This window comes from Burkholderia sp. RS01, from assembly GCF_039748055.1.
Classification (GTDB): domain Bacteria; phylum Actinomycetota; class Actinomycetes; order Actinomycetales; family Micrococcaceae; genus Arthrobacter.
Genome location: NZ_JBDLAK010000016.1, coordinates 56687 through 79356, shown reverse-complemented (window position 1 = coordinate 79356; position 22670 = coordinate 56687). Strand labels below are relative to the sequence as shown.

At 68.8% G+C, this 22670-nt stretch carries 19 protein-coding genes and 1 riboswitch; of the genes, 6 read left to right on the top strand and 13 right to left on the bottom strand.

Features of this window, described 5'->3' with window-relative positions; translation table 11 throughout:
* Positions 1 to 52: 52 nt before the first annotated feature.
* From ABFP37_RS15375 to ABFP37_RS15365, 3 genes are read right to left on the bottom strand one after another with little or no spacing between them, the layout of a single operon-like run.
* Positions 53 to 1261, bottom strand: a complete 1209-nt coding sequence (locus ABFP37_RS15375; protein ID WP_078026950.1) for an O-succinylhomoserine sulfhydrylase — start codon at positions 1259 to 1261, stop codon at positions 53 to 55.
* Entirely contained in the window at positions 1262 to 1672 is a 411-nt protein-coding gene (locus tag ABFP37_RS15370; RefSeq protein WP_078026951.1) for a rhodanese-like domain-containing protein, read from the bottom strand.
* Positions 1669 to 1977, bottom strand: a complete 309-nt coding sequence (locus ABFP37_RS15365; protein ID WP_078026952.1) for a DUF1737 domain-containing protein — start codon at positions 1975 to 1977, stop codon at positions 1669 to 1671. Before ABFP37_RS15365 ends, ABFP37_RS15370 begins: the two co-directional genes overlap by 4 nt.
* Before the next feature lie 13 nt (positions 1978 to 1990).
* Positions 1991 to 2106, bottom strand: a riboswitch (SAM riboswitch).
* Between the two features lie 243 nt (positions 2107 to 2349).
* Here ABFP37_RS15365 and ABFP37_RS15360 point away from each other — a divergent pair.
* Genes ABFP37_RS15360 through ABFP37_RS15350 form a run of 3 tightly spaced genes read left to right on the top strand, consistent with a single transcriptional unit; the run spans position 2350 to position 6348 of the window.
* Positions 2350 to 3645, top strand: a complete 1296-nt coding sequence (locus ABFP37_RS15360) for an NtaA/DmoA family FMN-dependent monooxygenase (protein ID WP_347034074.1) — start codon at positions 2350 to 2352, stop codon at positions 3643 to 3645.
* Positions 3646 to 3649: 4 nt separating this feature from the next.
* Entirely contained in the window at positions 3650 to 5302 is a 1653-nt protein-coding gene (locus ABFP37_RS15355; protein WP_347034073.1) for an aromatic amino acid ammonia-lyase, read from the top strand.
* Positions 5299 to 6348, top strand: a complete 1050-nt coding sequence (locus tag ABFP37_RS15350; protein WP_139362697.1) for a cysteine synthase family protein — start codon at positions 5299 to 5301, stop codon at positions 6346 to 6348. Before ABFP37_RS15355 ends, ABFP37_RS15350 begins: the two co-directional genes overlap by 4 nt.
* Positions 6349 to 6394: 46 nt before the next feature.
* Here ABFP37_RS15350 and ABFP37_RS15345 read toward each other — a convergent pair whose 3' ends face one another.
* The 4 genes from ABFP37_RS15345 to ABFP37_RS15330 form a co-directional block, all read right to left on the bottom strand.
* On the bottom strand, positions 6395 to 7402 hold the full coding sequence (locus ABFP37_RS15345) for an EAL domain-containing protein (protein WP_347034072.1): 1008 nt from the start codon (positions 7400 to 7402) through the stop codon (positions 6395 to 6397).
* Between the two features lie 281 nt (positions 7403 to 7683).
* Entirely contained in the window at positions 7684 to 9243 is a 1560-nt protein-coding gene (locus ABFP37_RS15340; protein WP_347034071.1) for an FAD-dependent oxidoreductase, read from the bottom strand.
* 169 nt (positions 9244 to 9412) lie between these two features.
* Complete coding sequence (locus ABFP37_RS15335) at positions 9413 to 10195, bottom strand: alpha/beta hydrolase (RefSeq protein WP_347034070.1); 783 nt, start codon at positions 10193 to 10195, stop codon at positions 9413 to 9415.
* A gap of 49 nt (positions 10196 to 10244) precedes the next feature.
* Positions 10245 to 11177, bottom strand: a complete 933-nt coding sequence (locus ABFP37_RS15330) for an aminodeoxychorismate lyase (protein ID WP_078026956.1) — start codon at positions 11175 to 11177, stop codon at positions 10245 to 10247.
* A 123-nt stretch (positions 11178 to 11300) separates the two neighbouring features.
* On the opposite strand from ABFP37_RS15330, the gene cls reads away from it, so the two are divergent.
* A complete protein-coding gene (cls, locus tag ABFP37_RS15325) occupies positions 11301 to 12758 on the top strand; it encodes a cardiolipin synthase (protein ID WP_347034069.1) in 1458 nt (485 codons plus the stop codon).
* 55 nt (positions 12759 to 12813) lie between these two features.
* Here the strand turns inward: cls and ABFP37_RS15320 are convergent, their stop codons facing one another.
* From ABFP37_RS15320 to ABFP37_RS15305, 4 genes are all read right to left on the bottom strand, one after another.
* A complete protein-coding gene (locus ABFP37_RS15320; RefSeq protein ID WP_347034068.1) occupies positions 12814 to 14976 on the bottom strand; it encodes a chorismate-binding protein in 2163 nt (720 codons plus the stop codon).
* A complete protein-coding gene (locus ABFP37_RS15315; RefSeq protein WP_347034067.1) occupies positions 14973 to 15545 on the bottom strand; it encodes a low molecular weight protein-tyrosine-phosphatase in 573 nt (190 codons plus the stop codon). Before ABFP37_RS15315 ends, ABFP37_RS15320 begins: the two co-directional genes overlap by 4 nt.
* Before the next feature lie 115 nt (positions 15546 to 15660).
* Positions 15661 to 16284, bottom strand: coding sequence for a LysE family transporter (locus tag ABFP37_RS15310; protein ID WP_347034066.1), 624 nt, complete (start codon positions 16282 to 16284; stop codon positions 15661 to 15663).
* 134 nt (positions 16285 to 16418) lie between these two features.
* Positions 16419 to 17234 carry a class I SAM-dependent methyltransferase gene (locus ABFP37_RS15305; protein ID WP_078026958.1) on the bottom strand — a complete coding sequence of 272 codons (816 nt, stop codon included), beginning with the start codon at positions 17232 to 17234 and terminating at the stop codon, positions 16419 to 16421.
* A gap of 116 nt (positions 17235 to 17350) precedes the next feature.
* Here ABFP37_RS15305 and ABFP37_RS15300 point away from each other — a divergent pair, with 116 nt between their 5' ends.
* Positions 17351 to 18694, top strand: a complete 1344-nt coding sequence (locus ABFP37_RS15300) for an APC family permease (RefSeq protein WP_347034065.1) — start codon at positions 17351 to 17353, stop codon at positions 18692 to 18694.
* Here ABFP37_RS15300 and ABFP37_RS15295 read toward each other — a convergent pair.
* Entirely contained in the window at positions 18669 to 19211 is a 543-nt protein-coding gene (locus tag ABFP37_RS15295) for a MarR family transcriptional regulator (RefSeq protein WP_347034064.1), read from the bottom strand. The genes ABFP37_RS15300 and ABFP37_RS15295 overlap by 26 nt on opposite strands.
* Positions 19212 to 19384: 173 nt before the next feature.
* On the opposite strand from ABFP37_RS15295, the gene ABFP37_RS15290 reads away from it, so the two are divergent.
* A complete protein-coding gene (locus ABFP37_RS15290) occupies positions 19385 to 21601 on the top strand; it encodes an MMPL family transporter (RefSeq protein WP_078026961.1) in 2217 nt (738 codons plus the stop codon).
* Here the strand turns inward: ABFP37_RS15290 and ABFP37_RS15285 are convergent.
* Positions 21594 to 22556 (bottom strand): NAD-dependent epimerase/dehydratase family protein, encoded by a 963-nt coding sequence (locus tag ABFP37_RS15285; RefSeq protein WP_078026962.1) that lies wholly within the window; start codon positions 22554 to 22556, stop codon positions 21594 to 21596. The two genes, ABFP37_RS15290 and ABFP37_RS15285, sit on opposite strands and share 8 nt — an antisense overlap.
* Between the last annotated feature and the right edge of the window lie 114 nt (positions 22557 to 22670).

The window sequence follows — 22670 nt, the reverse complement described above, 5'->3', positions numbered from 1 at the left end:
AGGCTTACCTAAGTAAAACCGGTCGGCCTGGCGTTACGCCGTGCCATTCTCGTTAGATCTGCTTGAGTGCCTGCTCCAGGTCACCGATCAGGTCCTCGGGATCCTCCAGCCCCACCGACAGGCGCACCACGCCGTCGCTGAGGCCGATGGCCGCCCGGCCCTCCGGGCCCATGGCCCGGTGCGTCGTTGTGGCGGGGTGGGTGATAAGGGACTTGGCGTCGCCCAGGTTGTTGGAGATGTCGATGATCTTCAGGGCATCCAGCAGCGCGAAGGCGGCGGCCTTGCCGGACTGGCCGGCCGTCGTCGCGAGTTCCAGCGTGAGCACGGTGCCGCCGGCCTTCATCTGCTTCGCGGCCAGCTCGTACTGCGGGTGGGACTTCAGCAGCGGGTACTTGACCCAGCTGACAGCGGGCTGGTCCTCGAGCCATTCGGCGAGGCGCAGCGCTGTGGCCGACGAGTGGTTCACGCGCAGGGCCATGGTTTCCAGGCCCTTGGTGAGCACCCAGGCGTTGAACGCGGACAGGGCTGGCCCCGTGTGGCGCATGAGCTGCTTGACCGGTCCATCGATGAATTCCTTGGTGCCCAGGATCGCCCCGCCCAGGACCCGGCCCTGGCCGTCGATGTGCTTGGTGCCGGAGTAGACGATCACGTCCGCGCCGAGCTCGCCGCAGCGCTGGAGCAGCGGGGTGGCAAAGACGTTGTCGACGACGACGGTGGCTCCCGCGGCATGGGCCAGTTCGCTGACCGCGGCGATGTCCACGATCTCCTGCATGGGGTTCGACGGCGATTCGAAGAACACGGCCGTGGTGGGCCCCGAGAGGGCCTCGCGCCACTGGTCCAGGTCCGGTCCGTCAACGAACACCGTCTCCACGCCCCAGCGCGGCAGGATCTCGTTGAGGATCACGAAGCAGGAGCCGAACAGCGAGCGGGCCGCCACCACGCGGTCCCCGGCGGCGAGCAGCGCGCCGAGGGCGGTGAACACGGCGGACATGCCGGACGCCGTCGCAAAGCACGCTTCGGTGCCCTCCAGCAGGCGCAGACGCTCCTGGAAGGTGGCCACGGACGGGTTGCCGTAGCGGGAATAGACGAAGCGTTCGTCCTCGCCGGTGAAGGCGCGCTCGGCGGCGGCGGCGGATTCATAAACGAACCCGGAGTTCAGGAACACGGGCTCCGTGGTTTCCTGGAAGTTGGTACGGTCCAGCCCGCCGCGGACGGCCTGGGTCTCCGGGCTCCAGCCTGCGGCGTCTTGATTGAAGGTCACTTAGTTCTTTCCCACGTTCGTTGGCAGGCCGCGGTTCTTCCAGCCGTTGACGGTGCGCTCGCCGTAGCGGTCCGGCTCGCCCTCGAAACCCTCAAGGACGTTGTAGGCCGTGAAGCCGGCCTGCGTGGCGGCGATGGCGGCGGCGATGGAGCGCTGGCCCGAACGGCACAGGAAGATGAGCTCCACCGCGGTGTCCTCGGGGGCCTGCTGCTTAAGCTGCTCGATGAAGTCGCGGTTGGGGATGCCGCCGGGGAAGGTCCACTGGATGAACAGCGGGTCGTTCTCCGTGGCCTTGGTGTCCGGAATGCCGATGTGGGCCCACTCGCCCTCGGTGCGGACGTCCACCAATATGGCGCCCTGCTCCAGCTTGGCCCACGCATCCGGCGGGGTCAGGTCTCCGGCGTAGCTCATGCGTGCCCCTCGAATGCTTCGGCGTTGAGGTCGTCGTCCGAGTCCAGTCGGTCCACGGCCGTGGCCACCGCGGCGTCAGCGCTGGCGATGGCGGCGGGCAGCACAAGGGCCTGCGCCACGATCACATTGATGCCGTTGTACGCGGCGGCGGGGCTGCCGTGCAGCACGTACCCCTCCGCCAGGGCCGTGGAGATGCGCTCACAGAAGGTGCGGTCGTCCGGGCCCGTGATCAGGCGGTATGACAGTTTTTCCTCAGGTTGGTCCTGCGGGGACGGCAGGGTTGTGCCGGCGGGGGCGTCCGTCATGACGGATCTCCTTCTCTCACGCTTGCAGCTCGAAGTGGTCGATATGCCGAGTATTCACCTGAGGCACCCCGCCGCGAAAGGGAGGGTTGCCGACCGGCCAGTCAGGGCTTGGCGCCGGTTCTCATTACTCCCCAAAAACGTAACACCGACGACGGCGGCGCGCACCGCCGTCGTCGTCATGTTGCGTAACGCATCAAACAGCAACGCGGGGTCACTTACGGCCCAATCGAGGCTGCGGAAGCGGCCGTAAGTGACCCCGCGTCGCGGTAACAATGCCGCCGCCCGGGAGGATAATGACGGGAGATGAACCACCGTAACGCCGGATGAAACCAGGCAACAGTGAACGAGTCGAACCGCAATACAGTCAGTCCCATGCTGCACTTTGGATGGTTTGTGGGCCACGGTTTCGGAGTCCAGGGCTGGGGGACGCCGGGCTACGGGATCGGATACGACTGGAAGAAACCCGCGCTGTACCAGCACGCCGTGCGGGAGTTCGAGCGGGCGGGCCTGGACCTGTTCATCATCGAGGACTCCCTCACGGTGCCGGACACGTACGGCGGCAGTGCCGAGGTGTCCCTGGCGCAGGCGTCCTTCGCCCCGAAGCACGATCCGCTCGCGCTGGTGCCGTACCTGCTGTCCGCCACGGAGCACCTCGGGATCGTGCCCACCGTCAGCGCCTCCTTCTACCCGCCGTTCACCGCGGCCCGGCTCCTGGCCACGCTGCAGCACTTCTCCAACGGGCAGCTCGGCTGGAACGTGGTCACCTCGGGCAGCGACCTGGCCGCGCAGAACTACGGCCTGGACCAGCAGATCGAACACGACCTCCGGTACGAGAAGGCGGAGGAGTTTGTGGACGTCGTGCGGAAGCTCTGGCGCAGCTGGGCGCCGGACGCCATCGTGGAGGACGCCGGGGCCGGGATCTTCGCGGACCATACAAGGGTCCGCCCCATCAACCACAGCGGCGAATTCTTCAAGGTCCGCGGCCCGCTGAACACGGCACCGCTGCCGGAGGAGCCCGTGCTGGTGCAGGCCGGCGCCTCCCCGCGGGGCAAGGCCTTCGCCGGAGGCAACGCGGACGTGGCGATCGCCCTGGCCCGCGGTGCCGACGGCATGAAGGCGTACCGCGACTCCATCCGCTCCGAGGCCGCGGCCGCCGGCCGGAACCCCGACGACGTCAAGGTCCTCTTCGTCCTCAAACCCACGGTGGTGGGATCCCGGGCCGAGGCTGAGGAGCTCCGGGCCGCGCGCCGGGAGCTCACGCAGCGGGACATCGACAGCCAGCTCAACTCCATCTCCTACCTCTCCGTGATCGATTTCAAGCAGTTCGACCTCGACGCACCGCTCCCGGAGCTCACCACCAACAGCAACCAGGGCACCCTGGACCACTTCGCCAAGTCCGGTCCGCCCGGCTCCACGCTGCGCCAGCTCCTGCAGGCCAGGAGCGGCGGCGCGGGCGACAGCATCATCGGCACCGCCGAGGAAATCGCCGACCACCTTGAGGAGACCGGGGCGGCGGTGGGCGGGGACGGCTTCCTGTTCTCCGGCTTCGTGGACCCTGCCACCGTGCACGGCGTGCTGGACAAACTGGCGCCGGTGCTGCGCCGCCGGGGGCTGCTCCGCACAAGCTACGGCGACGGCGGGTTCCGCCGGAACCTGCTGGACTTCTAGCGCGATGGACGGGGCCAGAGCTTCCGAAGACCTCCGGCCGGGCACTCGGCCGGCTGCTTTCCTGATCGGCACGGCGCATATCCGGGCGGAGGAGGTGGCCAGGGCCGCGGCGGATCCGGCAGTCGAGGTTGTCCTGAGCGCCGACGCCCTGGAGCTGATGGGGCTGTCCCGCGATGTGGTCCAGGCGGCCATCGACTCCGGCCACAAGGTGTACGGGCTCAACACCCTGCTCGGCTCCGGCCGGGACACCGCCGTCGAGGAGGCATCCATCCTCGACTACCAGATCCAGGTGATCCGGTACCACCACAGCGGCGTGGGAGCACTGCTGGCCCGCGACGAGGTGCGCGCCGTGATCCTGACCAGGCTCATCGGCTTCACCCGCGGCGGTTCGGGAGTCCGCCCGGACACGGCCCGGTTCTATGCCGAACTGCTCAACAGGGGCGTGGTTCCGGCCATTCCGCGTGACGGTTCCGTGGGCTCATCGGACCTGACGCAGCTGGCCGCGGTGGCCGCCGTCGCCATCGGCGAAGGGCAGGCGCTCGCAGAGGACGGCACCGTCGTGACCGGTGCCGAGGCGCTCGCCAGGGCAGGGTTGGAACCGCTGGTCCTGGCACCGGGCGAGGCCCTCGCGCTGGTCAGCGCCAACGCGTACTCCATCGGCGCGGGCGCGCTCCAGTTCGGCCGGCTCCTGCGGCTCGCCGACCTCGCAGACACCGCGCTCGCGCTGTCCCTGGAGGCCACCGCAAGGTACGACGGCGGCGGGAACCTCAGCCCGTTTTCGCCTGCGGTGCAGGCGGCCAAGGCCGTGGACGGCCAGAGGGTTTCGGCCGCCAAGGTCCGGTGCCTGCTGCGGGGCGGCTGGCTGGAGGACCCGCGGCGCGAAGCCTCGGTGCAGGACGCGCTGTCCTTCCGCGCGGCACCGCAGACGCACGGGGCGTTCAGGGCCCAGGTGACGGCGCTCGCCGAGGCGCTGGAGGTGGAACTCAACGGCCGCGGCGACAATCCTCTGACGGACCTGGTCTCCGGCCGGATGGTCTCCGGCGGAAATTTCCAGCCGATGCAGCTTGCCCTGGCCTTCGAAGCGCTGCGGCTGGGACTGGCGCACGTGGGGATCAGCAGCGAGCGGCGGATTGCGAAGCTCTATCCGCCGCAGCGGCTTATCCGGCAGCTCAACCTGGAGGCCGCGCGGAGCGGCACCCCGCTGGCGGCCGAGGACCTTCCCGGCCTGCTGTGGTATTCGGCCGCGGGGCTGCTGGCCGAACTCAAGTTCCTCGCCGCCCCGGCAACGCTCGGCGCCCCGACCCTCTCTGCCGACGTGGAGGACCACTCCACCCTGGCGCCGCTGGCCCTCCAGCAGCTGGAACGGGCGGTGGAAACCGCGGGGAAGCTGCTGACGATCGAGGCATTGACGGCCGCGTACCTCCTGGCCGAGGCGCAGGGCGCGGAGGCCGGGGGAAGCCAGTCCGCGGGCGAGGCGAGGCCGCTCGGCAAGGGGACAGGCGCCGTCGTGGACCGTCTCGCCGTGCTGCTGGCGGAACAGCTGCCGGCGGCGGTGCTGGTTGACAGGGCCAGGGACGAGCTGGGGGAGCTGCTTTCCGGGATGCCCGAGCTGCGCACGCCGGCACCCGAGGACGACGATGTGAGAGGAGAGGCATGAGCACCGTGACCGGCCAAAACCGGCCGCCCAGGCATGCGGCGCCCGCGCTGGACCTTGCGGCCGACGCCGGGGCTGTCCTGGCGCAGGTGGGCAACACGCCCCTGGTCCCCCTGGACGTTCTCAGCCGCGGGCTGGGCAGCAAGGTCTTCGTGAAGCTGGAATCGGAGAATCCCGGCGGCTCCATCAAGGACCGGACCGCGCTGAGCATGGTCCGGGCGGCCGAGCGCAGCGGGCAACTGCAGCCCGGCGGAACCATCGTGGAGAGCACGTCCGGGAACACGGGGATCGGGCTGGCGCTGATTGGGGCGCTGACCGGCCATCCGGTGGTGGTGGTGACCGGAGACTCCATTTCCGCCGAAAAGCTGGAGCTGCTGCACCGGTACGGCGCCCGCGTGGTGTTCACGGACTGGACCGCACCCTCGGATTCACCGGCCAACGCCAGGGCCGTCGCCGCCCGCATCACCGCGGAAACGCCGGGAGCCTGGCGGCCGCTGCAGTTCGACAACCCCGCCAATCCGCAGGCGCACTACGAGGGCACCGCTCCCGAAATCTGGGAACAGACGGCCGGAAGGGTGACGCACTTCGTGGCCGGAGTGGGAACCGGCGGCACCATCACCGGGAACGGCCGGTACCTGAAGGAGAAATCGGCCGGGCATGTGGAGGTGATCGGCGCGGACCCGTACGGCTCGGTGTACAGCGGCGGGCACCCGGGCCAGATCCTGGTGGACGGCGTCGGCAATTCCTGGCCCAAGCCGGACTGGCCGAGGGTCTTTGACCGCAGCCTGCTGGACCGGTTCCTTCGGATTCCCAACGACGAGGTGTACACCACCGTGCACCGGCTTCTCAACGAGGAGGGCCTGTCCCTGGGGCCGTCATCCGGGCTGACCGTGGCAGCGGCCCTCCGGGTGGCGCGGGCGGCGCCGCACGGGTCCGTGGTGGTGGCCATAGCCCCCGACACGGGCAGTAACTACCTGAGCAAGGCCTTCAACCCGGAGTGGCTGGCGGACAACCACATCCGCCTTGCCACGGACACTGCCGAGGACTGATCCTTCCGTCCTTCGGTGCCGGCCGGTCTTTCGGTGCCGGCCGGAGTCAGGAACCGCTGGGAGCGGCTTCGCTTTCCGACTGTGTCCAGGCGTTCCAGTCCAGCGGATGCACGGTGGGGCGGCCCAGGAGATAACCCTGCGCAGCAGCCATCTCGAGGTCCGTCACCGCGGCCAGTTCCTCCTGGGTTTCGACGCCCTGCGCTGCCAGAACAGCGCCGATGTGCCGGGCGAGCTCACCCATTGCGGCGGCGCGCAGCCGCTGCCACTCGGAGTTTTCGATTCCGTCAATGAACTTGCGGCCCAGCTTGATGATGTCCGGGTGGAGTGCCAGCACCTGGTCCATCGAGGTGAACCCCGCATCGGCTCCGTCCACGGCGATCCGCAGTCCGCGGCCGCGGAGCGGTGCCAGCGCGGCCGTGAGTGACGCGTACTGATCGGCCGGGACGTTCCCGTTCAGCTCGATGACGATCCTGTCCATCGCCAGTTGGGAGTGCTCGAGCAATCCCTGGATCCGAGGATCCATGCATGTGGCGGGAGTGAGGTTCAGGGCGATGAACAGGTGCTCGGGGACAGCCTGCGCCGCCGTAAGGGCCCGGTGGAGGGCGGCGATTTCAAGGTCAGTGCCGAGGCCCACCGACTGGGCTTCGCTGAACCAGTGGTCAGCGCTGGCGCCGTCGTCGCTGACGAACCGGGTCAGGGCTTCGACGCCGATCACGTGCCCCGCCGGAATCCGGCGGACAGGCTGGAAGGCAGTCATGAGCATCTTGTCGCCGAGGACGGCTTCAATGCGGTTCCTGCTGCGCCTGGTAAAGGGAACGGGGGCGGGCGCCTGCAGCGGCTGATCGGCTTGAATACCAGGTGCGCCGTTATCCGGGGCGTTCGTCAGCGCGGTGGTGGCGGTGAGGTGCTCCAAGAGTGCCTGTTCAGGGCTGTCCGGATGCGCCGCCACGAGTTCGCGCAGTTGGGTGCGCGTCCATTGGCTGTCCGGTTCGGACTCGGACAGCAGTTCGTCGATGATTTCTTGCGCCTGCCAGCGCACAGTTATGCCACCCACATCCCCCGGCAGCTTTGCCTGGGCCCCCAGACCCGTGGGTAGTGAGTTTGTCAACGGAGGAAGGGAGGTCTCGTCCCTAGACATCGGCTATTCCTTTATAGGTTCACGATTCCGGCTGAGCCCGGAACCGGGCCGTCCTGCCGCTTCGCCGCGGGGCGCTGACGGGATGGCCGTGGTAGAAGCGTACAACGGGAAAGACTGACGTGTCTCATTTTTGCGCACTGCGAATTTTGTGCGCTGCGCCGCGTTTGCTCCGCCCGGCCAGCACCGGCATCTGGACGCTAGGGCAGGTGCCTGGGCGGGAGATTCTTCGTGGCAGGGCCCTGGATAACCGTGCCGTCGGTGGCAAAGCGGGAACCATGGCAGGGGCAGTCCCAGCTCAGGTCGGCCGCGTTGAACCCGACGGTGCAGCCCAGATGCGTGCAGACGGCCGAGACCGCTTCCATTTGGCCGCCCGTGGTGGCGTAGACGGCTGTGGGCTCCCCGCCCACGTCCATGACCTTCCCCTCACCCGGAGCCGGCAACGCGGGGCCGCGCCCGCCCGCCGGCTGGCTGGGCGCGCCGGCCGGTTGGGCGCCCGCGCCGGCCGTCGGCGCGGCGGCGGAAGGGGCTGGCTGGAGTGCCTCCGTTACCGGGGTGGGCCGGTTGCTGTCGAACACGGCGGCCCACGCGTTGTGCCGGCCGCAGAGGGCGTCCGTGAGGATGATCGCCGCGGCAGTGCCGTTGGTCAGGCCCCACTTCCGCAGGCCGGTGATCACGTGGACGTGGCGGGCATCCGGCCGCATGAGCCCGACGTACGGCAACCCGTCCACGGGCATGGCGTCCTGCGTTGACCATCGGAATGCCGTCTCGCCGGCGCCGAGGCGGTCCCGGGCGAAGGCGGCGAGCCGGCCGTACCGTTCGGCGGCGTCGCCGATGTCGGACGCCCGGTGGCCTTCACCGCCGGTGAGCATGTAACCGGTTCCGTCCACATCGACGGTCAGGATGGAGCGCATCGGCTCGTCGACGCTGATGAACGACGAACTCCTGAACGCATCATCGACTGGCCCGGTGGCCAGGCTGGCGGTGAGGTATGAGCGGTGCGCATAACAGCGGGCGTCGAAGGCGCCCCGGTCGGCGAACGGCACATTCGTGGCCACAATGACGTCCCGCGCCCGGACAGAGCCCCGCTCGGTGCTGACCACGGCCGGTGACCCGTCCTGCAGCGAGACCGCAGGCGACTCCTCGAACACGAAGCTGCCGTCGCCGTGGACGGCGCCCGCCAGGCCCTGAAGGTACTTCACCGAGTGGAGCTGTGCCTGGCCGTCGAAGCGGACGCCGCCTTTGACGGAAAAGGGCAAGGGGACATCGGACGTATAGGCGGACGGAAGGCCGAGCCGGGCCGCGAGGGAGGCTTCGTCGCGCACGCGGGCCAGGGCGTCGTCGGTCTCGGCGTAGGTGTAGTTGTCGACGCGGCGGAAGCCGCAGTCGATGCCTTCCCCGGCAACCGTGCGTGCAATGTGTTCGATCGCGGCCTGGTTGGCCTCCCCATAGGTGCGGGCGGCGGCTTCTCCGTGGCTGCCGGCCAGCTCCGTGTAGGCGAGGCGGTGCAGCGAGGTGACTTTCCCGGTGGTGTGTCCGGTGACTCCGGTGCCCACCCGTGCGGCCTCGACCACCGCAACCGTCTGGCCCGCGCGTTTGAGGGCCAACGCCGCCGTGAGTCCGGCGATGCCGCCACCGATCACGGCAACGTCGACGTCAATGTCGGCGTCCAGGGAGGCATAGGCGGTGGCCCCTGCCGTTGCCACCCAGAGGGAAAGGGGCTTGCCCCCGGGTTGCCCATCCGCAGGCCGCTCAACCACGGCCCGTGCCCCACCGGCTACCTGGCGCGTTCCCGGGTGTAGGACATGTTCGGTTCACTGCCGCCGTCCTCCTCTATCCACGCCATGAAGTCCGCCAGGGACATGAAGCAGTAGTAGTCGCTGTGCCAGACGATACCTTTAATGCGTCCGGGAAGGAACGGGCTTGGAGTTATGCGTTGGCCGGGCGTGCGCGGCGGATCGGGAACAGCGTCTGCGGCGACCCTGCAGCACCAAGGAACTTGAGGATGAGGGCGGTGGCGGCGTCCGGCTGCTCGAGTGGAAGCGCGTGCGATGCGCCCGGTACGACGGCGAGCTGGCCCTCAGGCAGCGCTTCGTAGAGGGCGACGGTGTGGGTCAGCGAGACGAGGTCGTCGTCGCCGGACAACACGAGCACCGGACTGCCGATCTGCGAGACGTCCGCGGCGGTGAGTGTCGGCTCTGCGGAGAACATCGCGAGACTCTTCCTAAAGACCTCATCCAGGTGTTCCGCGCCGTCAGGGGAGCGTTCGATGTAGGCCCTGCCCAGTTCCTTTGCCATCGGCGAATCGGGGTCCATCTCCACGGGCACCATGCCGTCATAGTGGAAGTTCGCCCCGATGACCACCATCTTCCGAACCAGGTCGGGCCGCTGCAAGGCGACGAGCAGGGCGATGATCCCGCCGTCGCTCCAGCCCACCAGGTGGGCCGCCCCGCCCACTACCTTTTCCAGCACGCCGATGGTTTCGGCAGCCATGTCCGCGTAGTGGAAGTCGGCGTCGGAGTCTGCCGTATAGCCGTGGCCGCGGCGGTCGAAGGCGACAACGCGGTAGCTTTCGGAGAGGCCGCGCCCGATGCTGTTGAGTAGCTCGTCACTGTTGCTCAGGCCACCGTGCAGCAGTAGCAGCGGTGGGCCTGAACCGCCACGGTCTTCGACCCATGTCGGGTGCCCGTCGATTTCCACTGTGCTGGCCATGGTTCGCTATTTTCCTCCGGGCCGGCCAGCACCACAACGGCAGGCGTGCCTATTCGATCCCGGCGAACAGCTCGTTCAGCTCGGCGGTCAGCTGCTTCCGGAGGGCGGGCGTGCCGATTTCGCGGCCGTCGATGTGGTTGACCGGCGCCAGCAGCCGGATGCTGGAAATCAGCCAGACGGCGTCGGCGTCGAACAGGTCCTGGGGCTCCAGCGGGCCGTAGCCGAGCTCCCAGCCGGCTGCCTTGGCTGCGGCGAACAGGGCTCCCTGCGACGTGCCGGCAAGGATGCCGCTGTCCAGCTGCGGCGTGATGAGCCGCTTGACCGTTGCGCCGCCGTCGCCCGTTTCGACGTGGGCGAGCAGGACGGTGGACGTCGGGCCCTCCAGCACGCGGCCGTCGGACGAGGTGAAGATGACGTCGTCAGCGCCCTGTTTGTGCGCGTGGCGGAGCGCTGCCATGTTCACCGCGTAGGACAGGGTCTTGGCGCCGAGCAGCAGCCACGGAGCGCGTTCGGCAACATCGCTGTCGTAGCCGCGGTCCAGGAAGATGACGTCGACGCCCGCTTCGCGCTGCCGGCGGCCGGCCGCGCCGACAGCGGACACCTGCACCCAGCACGTGGGGGAGGAGGCGCCCTCCACGCCGCGCGTCACCAGGAGCTTGACTACGGCCTCATCCTCATCGGGAGAGGAGGCCGGGTTGTCCGAACGGAACGCCGAGACGCCCGTTTCGATGGCCCGTCGCCACACATCCTCACCGGGGATTTCCAAGTCCAGGGCCCGCGCGGACCCGGCCAGGCGGTCCAGGTGCGCCTGGACCTTCCGGGTCCGGCCGGCGACGGCGAGCATGGATTCGAATACGCCGTCGCCGCGCGTGGCGCCCTGGTCGGTGGCCATCAGCTGCGGTTGCGTGGGGTCGGCTATCCGGCCATATTCGTAGTCCGGGTCGAGGAATACCAGCACGGTGGCGAGGGCAGGAGAAGTCATGCTTCCAGCTTAGTGCGGGCCGCGCCCGATAGGCTGGGCAGGTCAGCGCCTTCCGGAACGGCTCCGAGGGTACGAAATATCGGGGGTTCGCCTGTGTTGTGGCCATTTCCGCTTGCCGGGACCTTGCCGTCCTGGTTGATCCTGCTGCTGGGCGCCGCTGACCTCATCATCCGGATCCTCGCGGTGGGCATCATTCCCGGCAACCGCAGGCCCACCACCGCCATGGCCTGGCTGCTGGGCATCTTCTTCGTGCCGTCCGTCGGCCTGATCCTGTTCCTGCTCTTCGGCAACTTCCGGCTTTCCCGGCGCCGCGTGGAGCAGCAGCAGCTGGTCAGCGAAAGGGTGCGGGCCCGCACGTCCGTTCTGACCGACGCCGCAAGCGAATACCCGGGGCCGGAATGGGTGAAGTCCGCGGCCGAACTCAACCACCGGCTAGGGTCCATTCCCATGGTGGACGGCAACTCCGTGGAGCTGATCCCCGGATACCCCGATTCCATCGCGGCCATGACCGAAGCCGTCCGCAACGCCAAGAGGTTCGTCAACGCCGAGTTCTACATCATGAGCACGGATCACGTGACGGATGAACTCTTCACGGCGCTGGAAGAGGCCGCCGACCGCGGTGTTGAAGTGCGCGTGCTGTTTGACCACATCGGCACCCTCCGGATCAAGGGCTACCGCAGGCTTCTCAGGCGCCTGAGGGCCAGCCGGATCCAGTGGCGACGGATGCTCCCGCTGCTGCCCATCCACGGCCAGTGGCGCCGGCCGGACCTGCGCAACCACCGCAAGATCATGGTGGTTGACGGCGAAGTGGCTTTCACCGGGTCGCAGAACCTGATCGAGCCGTCCTACAACAACCCCAAGCACCGCAAGGTGGGCCGTGAATGGGTGGAACTGATGGCCCGGCTGCGGGGCCCCATCGTGCCGACGCTCAACGTGGTCTTCGCGACCGACTGGCTCAGCGAGACGGACGAGTCCCTGGAAGCGCAGCTCGAGGACCAGCTGCAGCCTCCCGCCAATTCCGCCCCGGGCAATGTCACGGCGCAGGTGGTTCCCAGCGGCCCCGGGTTCAGCACTGAGAACAACCTTCGCCTGTTCAACACGCTCATCTACTCCGCCCAGCACCGGATCTCCATCTGCAGCCCCTACTTCGTGCCAGATGACTCGCTGCTCTATGCGATCACCACCGCGGCGCAGCGGGGTGTCGACGTCGAACTCTTTGTCTCCGAGAAGGGCGACCAGTTCCTGGTCCACCACGCACAGCAGTCGTACTACAAGGCGCTCCTCGAAGCCGGCGTGAAGATCTACCTCTACAAGGCGCCATTTGTGCTCCACGCCAAGCACTTCACCATTGACGACGAAGTGGCCGTCCTGGGTTCCAGCAACATGGACATGCGCTCCTTCTCGCTGAACATGGAGGTTTCCGTGATGCTCCTGGGCGCGGAGATCGTGGACAGCATGCGCTCAGTGGAGAACACCTACCGGGACATCTCCCACGAGCTGAAGCTCGAGGACTGGATGCGCCGTCCGCTTGCGGCGAGGTATGTGGACAACGTCGCCCGGCTCACGGCGACGGTCCAGTAAGCGACGGTGCAGTAACCAGGCCGCAGTGGCGGCCGCATTCGGGCCGGCCGCCGGCTCATTCGCCGGGGAATTCCGAACCCAGCGCGGACAGCACGCCGAAGGCTTTGGTACGGATTTCCTCGTATTCCTCCCGGGGCGCCGAATCGGCGGTGATCGCGCCGCCGATGCCAAGGCTGAGCTTCATCCGCCGCTCTCCCCCGGAGGCGTTCCCGCCGGCGCCCGTGCTGCCGGCGTCCGTTCCTGCGGCGCCGGGCCCGGCCGTCCCGCCGTCGTTGCCGTCCGTCTGGATCACCAGCGTGCGGATGGCCACCGCAAGGTCCGTGGCCCCGTTGAGCGAAAAGTAGCCGATAGCCCCCGAGTAGACACCGCGCGGGGCTCCCTCCAGCCGGTCGAGGATGGCCATGGTGCTGATTTTCGGGGCGCCTGTCATGGAGCCGGCGGGGAAGCACGCGGCCACCGCCTCGGCCCGCGGCGACCCCGGCGGCAAGGTGGCGTCGATGGTGCTCACGAGCTGGTGGACCGTTGCGTAGCTTTCGATTTCGCACAGCCGGCTGACGGTCACGGAGCCCGGTTCGGCAAAGTGGCTCAGGTCGTTCCGGAGCAGGTCGACGATCATGATGTTCTCGGCCCGGTCCTTCAGCGAGGTCGCCAGGTCGCGCCGCAGGGCCGCGTCGAGCTCCGGATCGGCAGCCCGGCGCCGGGTGCCCTTGATCGGCTCGGCCCGCATGCCGCCGTCGGACGCTATCCGCAGGAAACGCTCCGGCGACGTGCTGGCCACCGTCAGGCCGCCGAAGCGCAGGTAGCTCGCGAACGGCGCCGGGTTCCGCCTTCGCAGCGCCAGGTACGTCGGCCACGGATCGAGGCCGCCGGCGGGAACCTCGGCCGTGAGGGTGGTGGTGAGGCAGACCTCGTAGGTGTTGCCTTCGGCGATCTCGTGCTGGGCCTCGGCGATCTTGCGCTTGTACCCGGCCTCGGTGTCCCGGTTTCTGAAGGCCGGCACCGCCGGACGCACGACGCCGTTGCTGCCGCCGGCCTGGTTGCCGGCACCCGCCTCGGGTGCGGTGCCGGCCGCGGTTACGGCGGCGCGGGCGTCGGCGAGCCAGTCGGCTGCATCCGGCGCGTCAAGGGCGAGCAGCCATGCGGAGCCCTCAGCGTGGTCCAGGACCACTGCCCGCCCGGTGAAGATCAGGGCCGAATCAGGGGTCTCCGCCGCGACGTCGGATCCGCCGGTTTCGCGCTTGAGCTCATAGCCGAGGTACCCGAGCCAGCCCAGGGTGAAATCGCACGGATACCCCTCGGGGGCGCGGAGCGCTTTCCGGCCCCAGACGGTCTCCAGCCAGCGGAAGAACGTGCCGGGCACCTCGGCCGTGGCGCAGCCGGCGGTGATCCGGTTGGTCCCCGAGCGGTGCCGGACCGACTGGCCGAACGTGCCGCCGTCGTCTGCAAGGACGCTGAAGCGGCTGCGCTCCGCGGCGGGCGTCCCCTCCCAGTCCGCGCTGTCCGGGACGGGCGGGACGAGGGACGAATCCAGCCAGACGGCATTCGCCGACGCGCCGTATAGCCGTTCGAAGAGGACAGCGGCGTCCGGGCGGCCGTCGATGCGTTCGGCCAGCAGCCGGAGGCCGCGGCGCGCGGAGAGCTCCGGAACCAGCACGGTGGCGAGGGCCGGGAGGTAAGTGAGCGCCTGCAGCACGTCCGCCGGAGCGGTGTCGTCGGCACGGTTCAGGACCCGGACATCCGCGTACTCCCGCACGTTGTCCGCGGCAAGGAGCTCTGATTCCTGGGCGGCCCACTGGTCCCAGTAGGGCTCATAGGTATCACCGTCGCGCTCGAGGGCGCGGCTGCGGCGTTCGTTGTCCGGCGAATCGGCCCAGATGACGGCGTCCAGGTGCGGCCTGGCCGCCGCGGCAGCTGCTCCCACGCCTTCGACGATCACGATCTCGGCGGGCAGCGTGACCCGGGCGTCGCCGTCGTAATGCCGTTCCCAGTCCCAGCTGACCCAGGTTGCCGGTTCGCCGCGCCGGAGGGGCGCCAGCACCGTGGTCACGTAACGCTCCACGCCGGCGGCGAGGCCGTTCCAGCCGGGATAGATGTCCTCAAGGTGAAACAGGGAGACCTTGTGGTGGTTCCGCAGCCGTGCCGCCAGTTCGATGGCCAACGTGGTCTTGCCTGCGCCGGACCGCCCGTCAATGGCGATGATCACAGGTGCGGGGGTCATGAAATAGAGCGTACCTGCTCGCTGTTCTGAAGCTGGAGCGGGGCGTCATCGGCTGAGGCTGCAGCGAGGGCGGAACGGACGTACTCGACGATTCCCGGCACCGATGCCCGGACCTGGTCCCATACGGCATCAAAGTCCGCGTGCCCGCCGTACCAGGGGTCTTCGATGCCCTGTTCCAGCGGGTCCTTCGACTCGAGTGCGGGGTCGAAGCTGCGCAGCATGCGGACCTTCGCGAGCGACTCCGAATCCGGCGCCGACGCGCGCAGCCAGCCGTAGTGGTCCACGTCCAGGGCAAGAATCAGATGGCGTTCGGCGAACCATTCGGCGCGCCACTCCCTGGCGGTGTGGTGGTCCGAGCTGAGGTTGTTGGCAGTCAGTTTCCGCGCCGCCCGGGGGTCGATGGGCCGGCCGGCCTCGTAGGCGGTGGTGCCGGCGGAGTCCACCACGACGTCCCCCGCGAGCCCCGCGGCGGCGAAGGCCTCGGTGAGCATCAGCTCGGCCATGGGGGAGCGGCAGATGTTGCCGGTGCAGACCGCGATGATCCGGTACGGGCTGGTCATTGAGGTCATGGTGCTAAGCATGGAGGATGACCGTCCCGCTTGGCTAGTAAGTGCCCTTATGGTCTACGGATTCCGTAAAGTTGCCTGACCGCGGGGTCACATTTGCGAAAACGCGTCCGCCCGGTTAATGGATGAGCGCCAGCAGGACGCCCACGGCGACGAAGAGGACGCCGAAGATCCGGTTGAGCCTCGTCTGGCCCCGGACATCGTGGGTAAAGCGCTGGAACGACTTCGCGGCCGCTGCGAAAAAGAACCACATGACGAGGATGTCGATGACCACCACGGTGGCCGTGAGGGCGACGTATTGCGGCAGCAGCGGCTGTTCGGGCCGGATGAACTGTGGCATGAACGCCAGGAAGAACACGATCGCCTTGGGATTGAGCAGGTTCACCCAGAGGCCGCGGCGGAACATGGACCAGGCGGGCTCGTTCCTGAGGGCGGCGGCCTTTTCCTGGTCCAGGTCCGGCTTGTGCAGGAACTGCCGGATCCCGAGGTACACGAGGTAGGCGGCCCCGGCGTAGCGGATGACGTTGAAGGCAACGGGGGATCCCGCCACGAGGACTCCGACGCCCAGTGCGACGATGACAACGTGCATGATCAGCGCGGCCTGTTGGCCGAGGATCCCCCAGATGGAGCGGCGGAAGCCGGACGTCAGCGAGTTGCTCATGGTGTTGATGGCGCCCGCGCCGGGAGTGAAGCTGATGAGGACGCCGGCGCCCGCGAGGGCCAGCCACAGGGAGATTTGCACCAAACAAGCTTAGTGCGGCCTGCCGGTGGGCTGCGCCCGCGGCCATTCGCCGAAAATGGCCGCCCGGACGGTGCCCTGGTCGGCCATTTTTGGTGAATCGGTGGAGGCGGCGGGCCTACGGGCCGGGCCCAGGTTCAGGCGCGCGCGATGACCTCGCCGTTGGGGATGAGGAACCAGCCGTCGTTCGTGGAGCCCCAACGGTGCCACCCTGCCGAGATGCGGGTGAGGTCTGCCTCCTGCACGAACCCGTACTCGAGGGCCTGTTCGGCGAAGGCTGAGTGCAGCACGCGCTCGCCCCACACCCTGGCCTGCCAGCGCCGCTGCTGCCCGGTGGCGTAAAGCCAATTGCTGCTCGTGGGCGCCACGTCCGTGAATCCTGCCGCCTGCGCCCAGGAAACCAGGCGGCGTCCGGCGTCGGGTTCGGCGCCGTTCCTCCGGGCGATCCGCTGGTACAGGTCCATCCACTCGTCGAGTTCGGGGATGGCGGGGTACCAGCTCATGCCGTGGAAATCGGCGTCGCGCACAGCCACAATGCCGCCCGGCTTGGCCACCCGTCGCATCTCGCGCAGCGCCTCCACGGGATCGGTCAGGTGCTGCAGGACCTGGTGGGCGTGCACGACGTCGAACGTGTCGTCCTCGAAGTCCAGGTCGTAGATGTTGCCGGCCACGAACTCGACGTTCTCCACGCCGCGATCGGACGCAAGTTCCCGCGCGTGGGCGATGACGTCCGGGGAACGGTCCAGCCCGGTCACCTTCCCGGGGGCCACCAGTCCGGCGAAGTCGCACGTGATGCTGCCCGGCCCGCACCCGACGTCCAGCACCGACACCCCGGGGGTGAGGTGCGGAATCACGAACGCCGCGGAGTTCTCCGCCGTCCGCGAGGCATGGGCGCGGACCACTGACTCGTGGTGGCCATGCGTATATACATCTTCTGGCTGCTGCGCACTCATAGGGAAACGCTACTCCTCCGCGCCGGGGATGGGCCGGAGCAAGACCGGCAGTTTTTTGTCGTCGGCCGTCTGTTTCCCCGCTTCTGCCGGCCCGGCTTCTGCGGATGATTAGAGGGGTGGAGAACAACAGGATCAGTAACAAAGCAGGGCTCGGCGTCTTCCGGGCAACAGGGATCTATGTCGGTGCCATCCTCGGGTCAGGCGTGCTGGTGCTCCCCGCCATCGCGGCCCGGGAGGCGGGTCCGGCGTCGCTCCTCGCGTGGGCGCTGCTGCTGGTGTTCTGCACTCCGGTGGCGTTCAGTTTCGCCGAAATGAGCCGTCAGCAGCCCGACGCCGGGGGGATAGCGCACTTCGTGACGCGGGCATTCGGGCGGCGCGCCTCCGCCGTGGCCGGCTATCTCTTCTACTTCGCCATCCCGTTCGGGGCTCCCGCCACCGCGGTGATCGGCGGCAACTACATCGCCCACGCCCTGGGCGGCTGCCGCGGAACGGCGCTGGCCGCTGCAGCGGTGCTGCTGGCGGCAGGGTTCGCGAGCAACGCCGCCGGAATCAAGCTCTCCAGCCGCATCCAGCTGACGCTCATGGTGGTCCTCGTGGGGCTACTGGCGCTGGCCGTGGCCGTCGCGGCGCCGCACGCGAAGGCGGAGAACTTCGAGCCTTTCGCTCCGCACGGCTACTGGGCTGTGGGCGGCGCCGCGAGCCTGCTCTTCTTCTGCTTCGCCGGCTGGGAGGCCGTGACGCATCTGGCCGCGGAGTTCCGCCACCCGGAGCGGGACCTCAAACGGGCCACCTGGTTCACGCTGATCGTGGTGGGCGTGGTCTACATCGGCGTCGTGGCGGCCGCCGTCGCGGTCCTCGGCCCCGGGCTGCCCGGCAGTGCGGTGCCCGTGGCGGACCTGCTGGAGAAAGGGCTCGGAGGTCTGGCCGCCCCGCTTACGGCGGTCGCGGCGGCGGTCCTCACCTTCGGCCCGCTGAACACCTTCGTTGCCGGCGCCAGCCGCTTGGGCGCGAAGCTGGCGTCCGACGGCGTGCTGCCGCGGCGCCTGGCGCGCGGCGGAGCCCCGGGGCAGGTGCCGGCCGCCAGCCTTGCGCTGCTGGCCGCGATGACGTTCGTGTCCTTCGGCGCGGCGGCGGCCGGACTGGCCAGCATGCAGTTCCAGATCGGTGCGGCATCGGCCTGCTTCACGGCGGTGACGGCGTTCGGGCTTGCGTCCGGCGTCCGGCTGCTTCGTCCGGGGACGGCGGCCTGGTACGGCGTGATCGTTGCCGCCGCGGTGATGGTGCTGGTCCTGCTTTTCAGCGGGTGGGCGCTGCTGGTTCCGGTCCTCCTCGGCGCGGCGGCGTTGGTTGCCGGCGGGCGCGGTCAACGCCGGCGCAAAGAGGCCGAAGTCCGTAGCGGCGCTGCGGCTGAACAAGCTGTGCCGGCACAGAAGCCTAGCGCGGGCCGTACGGTCCGGTAGTCGGCGCTTTGCCGGAGGCTTCCACGCCGGCGCGGACGGTGGCCTCGATCATCGAGTTCATGAACCGGGTCACCGTCTCCAGTTCCTGCGGCGTGAACCCGGCCATCGCCGCGCCCATGTGCCGGGCAAGCGGGAGGAACATGGCGCTGCCGTCATGGTAAGCCTTGTCCGTCATCCGGAGCTGGACCTGCCGGCGGTCCTGGCCTTGGCGCTCGCGGATGACGTGCCCCGAGCTGCAGAGCCGGTCGATCAGCGCGGTGGTGGCGGGGGAGCTCAGATTGAGTTCCTTGCGCAGTGTCCCGGGGGTGACCACCTGATCCGTGGCGGAGTGCCGCATAATCACGGCGAGCGCGTTGAGGTCGGTGCGGTGCATGTCGTTCCGGCCGCCGGCGGCATCGACGTACCGGTTGGCCTCGAGCGTGAACTCCTGAAGCAGCCGCACCAGGGGCTGTGGTGTGCCGGGCAAGGCCTCCTTAGGCTCATCGGGGTGCGGTCGGTCAGCCGGTTCTTCGGACACGGTGGCCTCCTTTCCCTTTGACGCCCTCCGGAGTTTACTCCAGCGGTGCCACGCGGAGCAGCGCGCCGCCACTACAGAGTGGGAACTATCTCTATGATGGAGATAGTCTATGCTGGATTCATTCTGCTTCGGCCCATACCAGCCGAGGTCCACCACCATCAACGAAGGTCGCCATGAAGATGAGAATCCACACCGCGCCGCGCGTCCCGTTCTGGCTGCGGTGGCTTATTCCGGGTCTGCTCGTCCTCGCGTGGCTGGCCATCGCCGGCGTCGGCGGGCCCACCTTCGGCAGGCTGGACGAAGTCTCGTCCAATGACCAGGCGTCGTTCCTGCCGGCCGGTGCGGAAGCCACCGAGGCGCGCGACTGGCAGGAAAAGTTCAGGGACTCCGATGAGGTTCCCGCCGTCGTCGTTCTTGAAAGCGGTGCCGCCTTCACCCGGGCCCAACTGGGCGAGGCGGCAGCCCTCAAGGGCGCGCTGGAGGCGCTGCGGGCGGGCAGTACCGTGATCGGGCCCCTGCCCTCCCAGGACCAAAAGGCCGTGCAGTTCATCGTGCCCATTTCGTCGTCCGGCGAAGTGAAGGACGCCGTGGCGGAGCTGCGGGACGCCGTCCGCGCCAAAGCGCCGGGCGGAACGCAGACGTTTGTCACCGGCCCCGCCGGGCTGGCGGCGGACCTGGCGGGCGCCTTTGCCGGCATCGACGGGATCCTGCTGCTCGTGGCGCTTGGAGCGGTTTTCGCCATCCTCCTGGCGGTCTACCGGTCCCTGCTCCTGCCCCTCGCCGTCCTCCTGACGTCGGTGTTCGCCCTGTGTGCGGCCATCCTGCTGGTGTTCGGCATGGCGAAACTCGGCTGGATCCAGCTCAACGGCCAGAGCCAGGGCATTCTGTCGATCCTGGTGATCGGCGCCGCCACGGACTATGCCCTGCTCTATGTGGCACGGTTCCGCGAGGCGCTCACCCACACCGCGGACCGGACCGCGGCCGTCCTCACGGCGTGGAAGGCCTCCTTCGAGCCGATCCTGGCGTCCGGAGCCACGGTGATCATTGCCCTGCTCTGCCTGCTGTTCTCCGACCTCAACTCCAACAAGGCCCTGGGTCCGGTGGCGGCAGCAGGCATCCTGTGCGCCCTCTTTGCGGCGCTGACCCTGCTGCCCGCCCTCATGGCGCTCCTCGGGCGCGGCGCTTTTTGGCCGTTCCGTCCCGGACTGGTGCCGGAAGGTGAGCGCGGGCCGCGGCTGGCCACGGGGCTGGAAGGCCAGAAGGGGCTGTGGCGTGCCGCCGGCTCCCTGGTGTCCCGGCGGCCGCGGATTGTTTGGGTGGCGTCTGCCCTCCTGCTGTTTGCCGCTTCGGCGGGCATCCTGCAGCTCAAGGCTCACGGCGTTCCGCAGACCGACGTCATCCTCAACGCCTCCAACGCCGTGGACGGCCAGGGCGCGCTGGGCCGACATTTCGACGCCGGAAGCGGAAGCCCCGCGGTCATTGTGGCTTCGGAGGCCAAAGCCGCGGAGGTGCTGGCGGAGGTCAGGGCGGCCGACGGCGTGGGGAGCGCCTATCTGCTGGCCGACAGAAGCGTGCCGATTACCGGCGCGCCCGGTGCGCCCACCGCCCCGGCCGTCCGCGGCGGGAGGGTACTGATCAACGCCACCCTCGACTTCGCCGCAGACTCGAATGAGGCCGAAAATGCTGTGGTCGCGCTGCGGGATAACATGAAGGGGCTGGACCCGGCGGCGCTGGTTGGCGGGGTGACGGCCACGGCCCGGGACACCAACACCACGGCGCAGCGGGATCTGTTCACCATCATCCCCGTGGTGCTGGGCGTCATCCTGGTCATCCTGATGCTGTTGCTGCGGTCCGTCCTTGCGCCCGCCCTGCTGGTGGCGTCCGTGGTCCTTTCCTACGCGGCCGCCATGGGGGTCTCCGCCCTCGTGTTCAACCACATCTTCGGGTTCCCGGGAGCCGACGCCACCGTGCCGCTCTTCGGCTTCGTGTTCCTGGTGGCCCTCGGCGTGGACTACAACATCTTCCTCATGAGCCGCGTCCGCGAGGAATCGCTCAAGCACGGCACCCGGCCCGGGATCCTGCGCGGCCTCGGCGTGACGGGCGGCGTCATCACGTCCGCCGGGGTGGTCCTCGCCGCAACCTTCGCGGCGCTGGGCGTCATCCCCATCATGTTCCTGGTCCAGCTCGCGTTCATCGTAGCCTTCGGCGTGCTGCTGGACACGGTGCTGGTGCGCTCGCTGCTGGTCCCGGCCCTGGCCTACGATCTGGGCCGGCGCATCTGGTGGCCCAGCAGGCTGGGGCGCGGACCGGGGCGCACGGAGCAGGAGCCCTTCCCCCCGGCGGACGAAAGTGCGGGCAGGGCCGAGGTCCAGGGTGCCGGCGTCAGTTAGCCGTACCGTGTGCGGCGCCTGCGGGCGCCTCCGATTTCCACCAGTCCACGGTCATCCGGGCAGCGTCGGCCAGGGGAGTGGGCCGTAGGTCCAGCGCCGCCTCGCTGGCCGCGGAGTCCATCACAAACGGCCGCTGGAACTGGTAGAGCATCTCGGCGAGTTCGCGGATATCGGCCGAGAACACTCCGACCGCGCGCAGCAGCCAGCCCGGCAGCACGCCGACCTTGGGCCCGGGGACGCCAGCCGCCTCAGCCAGTGCGCCGGCGAGCTGCCGCTGGGTCAGGGCCGGGTTGGTGGGGGCGTGCAGCACGCGGTTCCACAGCGCGGGCGTTTGTGCGGCCTTAATCATGGCCGCCGCCAGGTCGGGCACGAACGTGAACGAATGCGGCTGGTCCGCGCTGCCCACCACCTGCAGCGGCCGCCGCGCCATAATTCTCGGCACCATGCGCTCACCCGCGTGCGATGTCCGCACCCGGGGCCCGAAGAAGTCGCCTGCAACCACGCTAACGGTATTGGTGGCGCTCGCCGCCCGTGCCTGCAGCAGCGCCGTCCTCACCCTGCGCTTCCCGCCTTGGGCCTCGCGCGGGCCGTTCTCCGTCATCACCCGGTCGGGTTCACTGTAGGAGTAGAGGCTTTCGGGAAAGACGACGACGGCGCCCGCCTCGCCTGCCGCCGCCAGGATGGCCTCTTCTGCCCGCGGAAGTTCCCGCTCCCAGGCCTTGGCGCTGTAGGCAGAGCCGTGGATGCAATGGAAAAGGGCGGTGGCGCCGGCCAGCGAATCCGCCACCAGGGCCCGGTCGCTCACGTCCACGGCGCGCTTTTCAATCAGGTGGTGTTCCGGACCGCTGCCGGACCGTGTCAGGACGCGGACGCGGTGGCCCTGGCCGGCGAGCTGCTCGGCGACCGTCCAGCCCACCGGCCCGGCGCCCGTGACGACGCATAGTTCTTCTGGCATGTTGTGCCCGCTTTCGTGAGGAGTCGTATGAGAGCGGTGCTCTCTGAATCCAGAATGGGCGCTGGGCGTCTGAAAGTCAAGAGCACTGCTCACAATTGTGTCCGCTGCTCTATT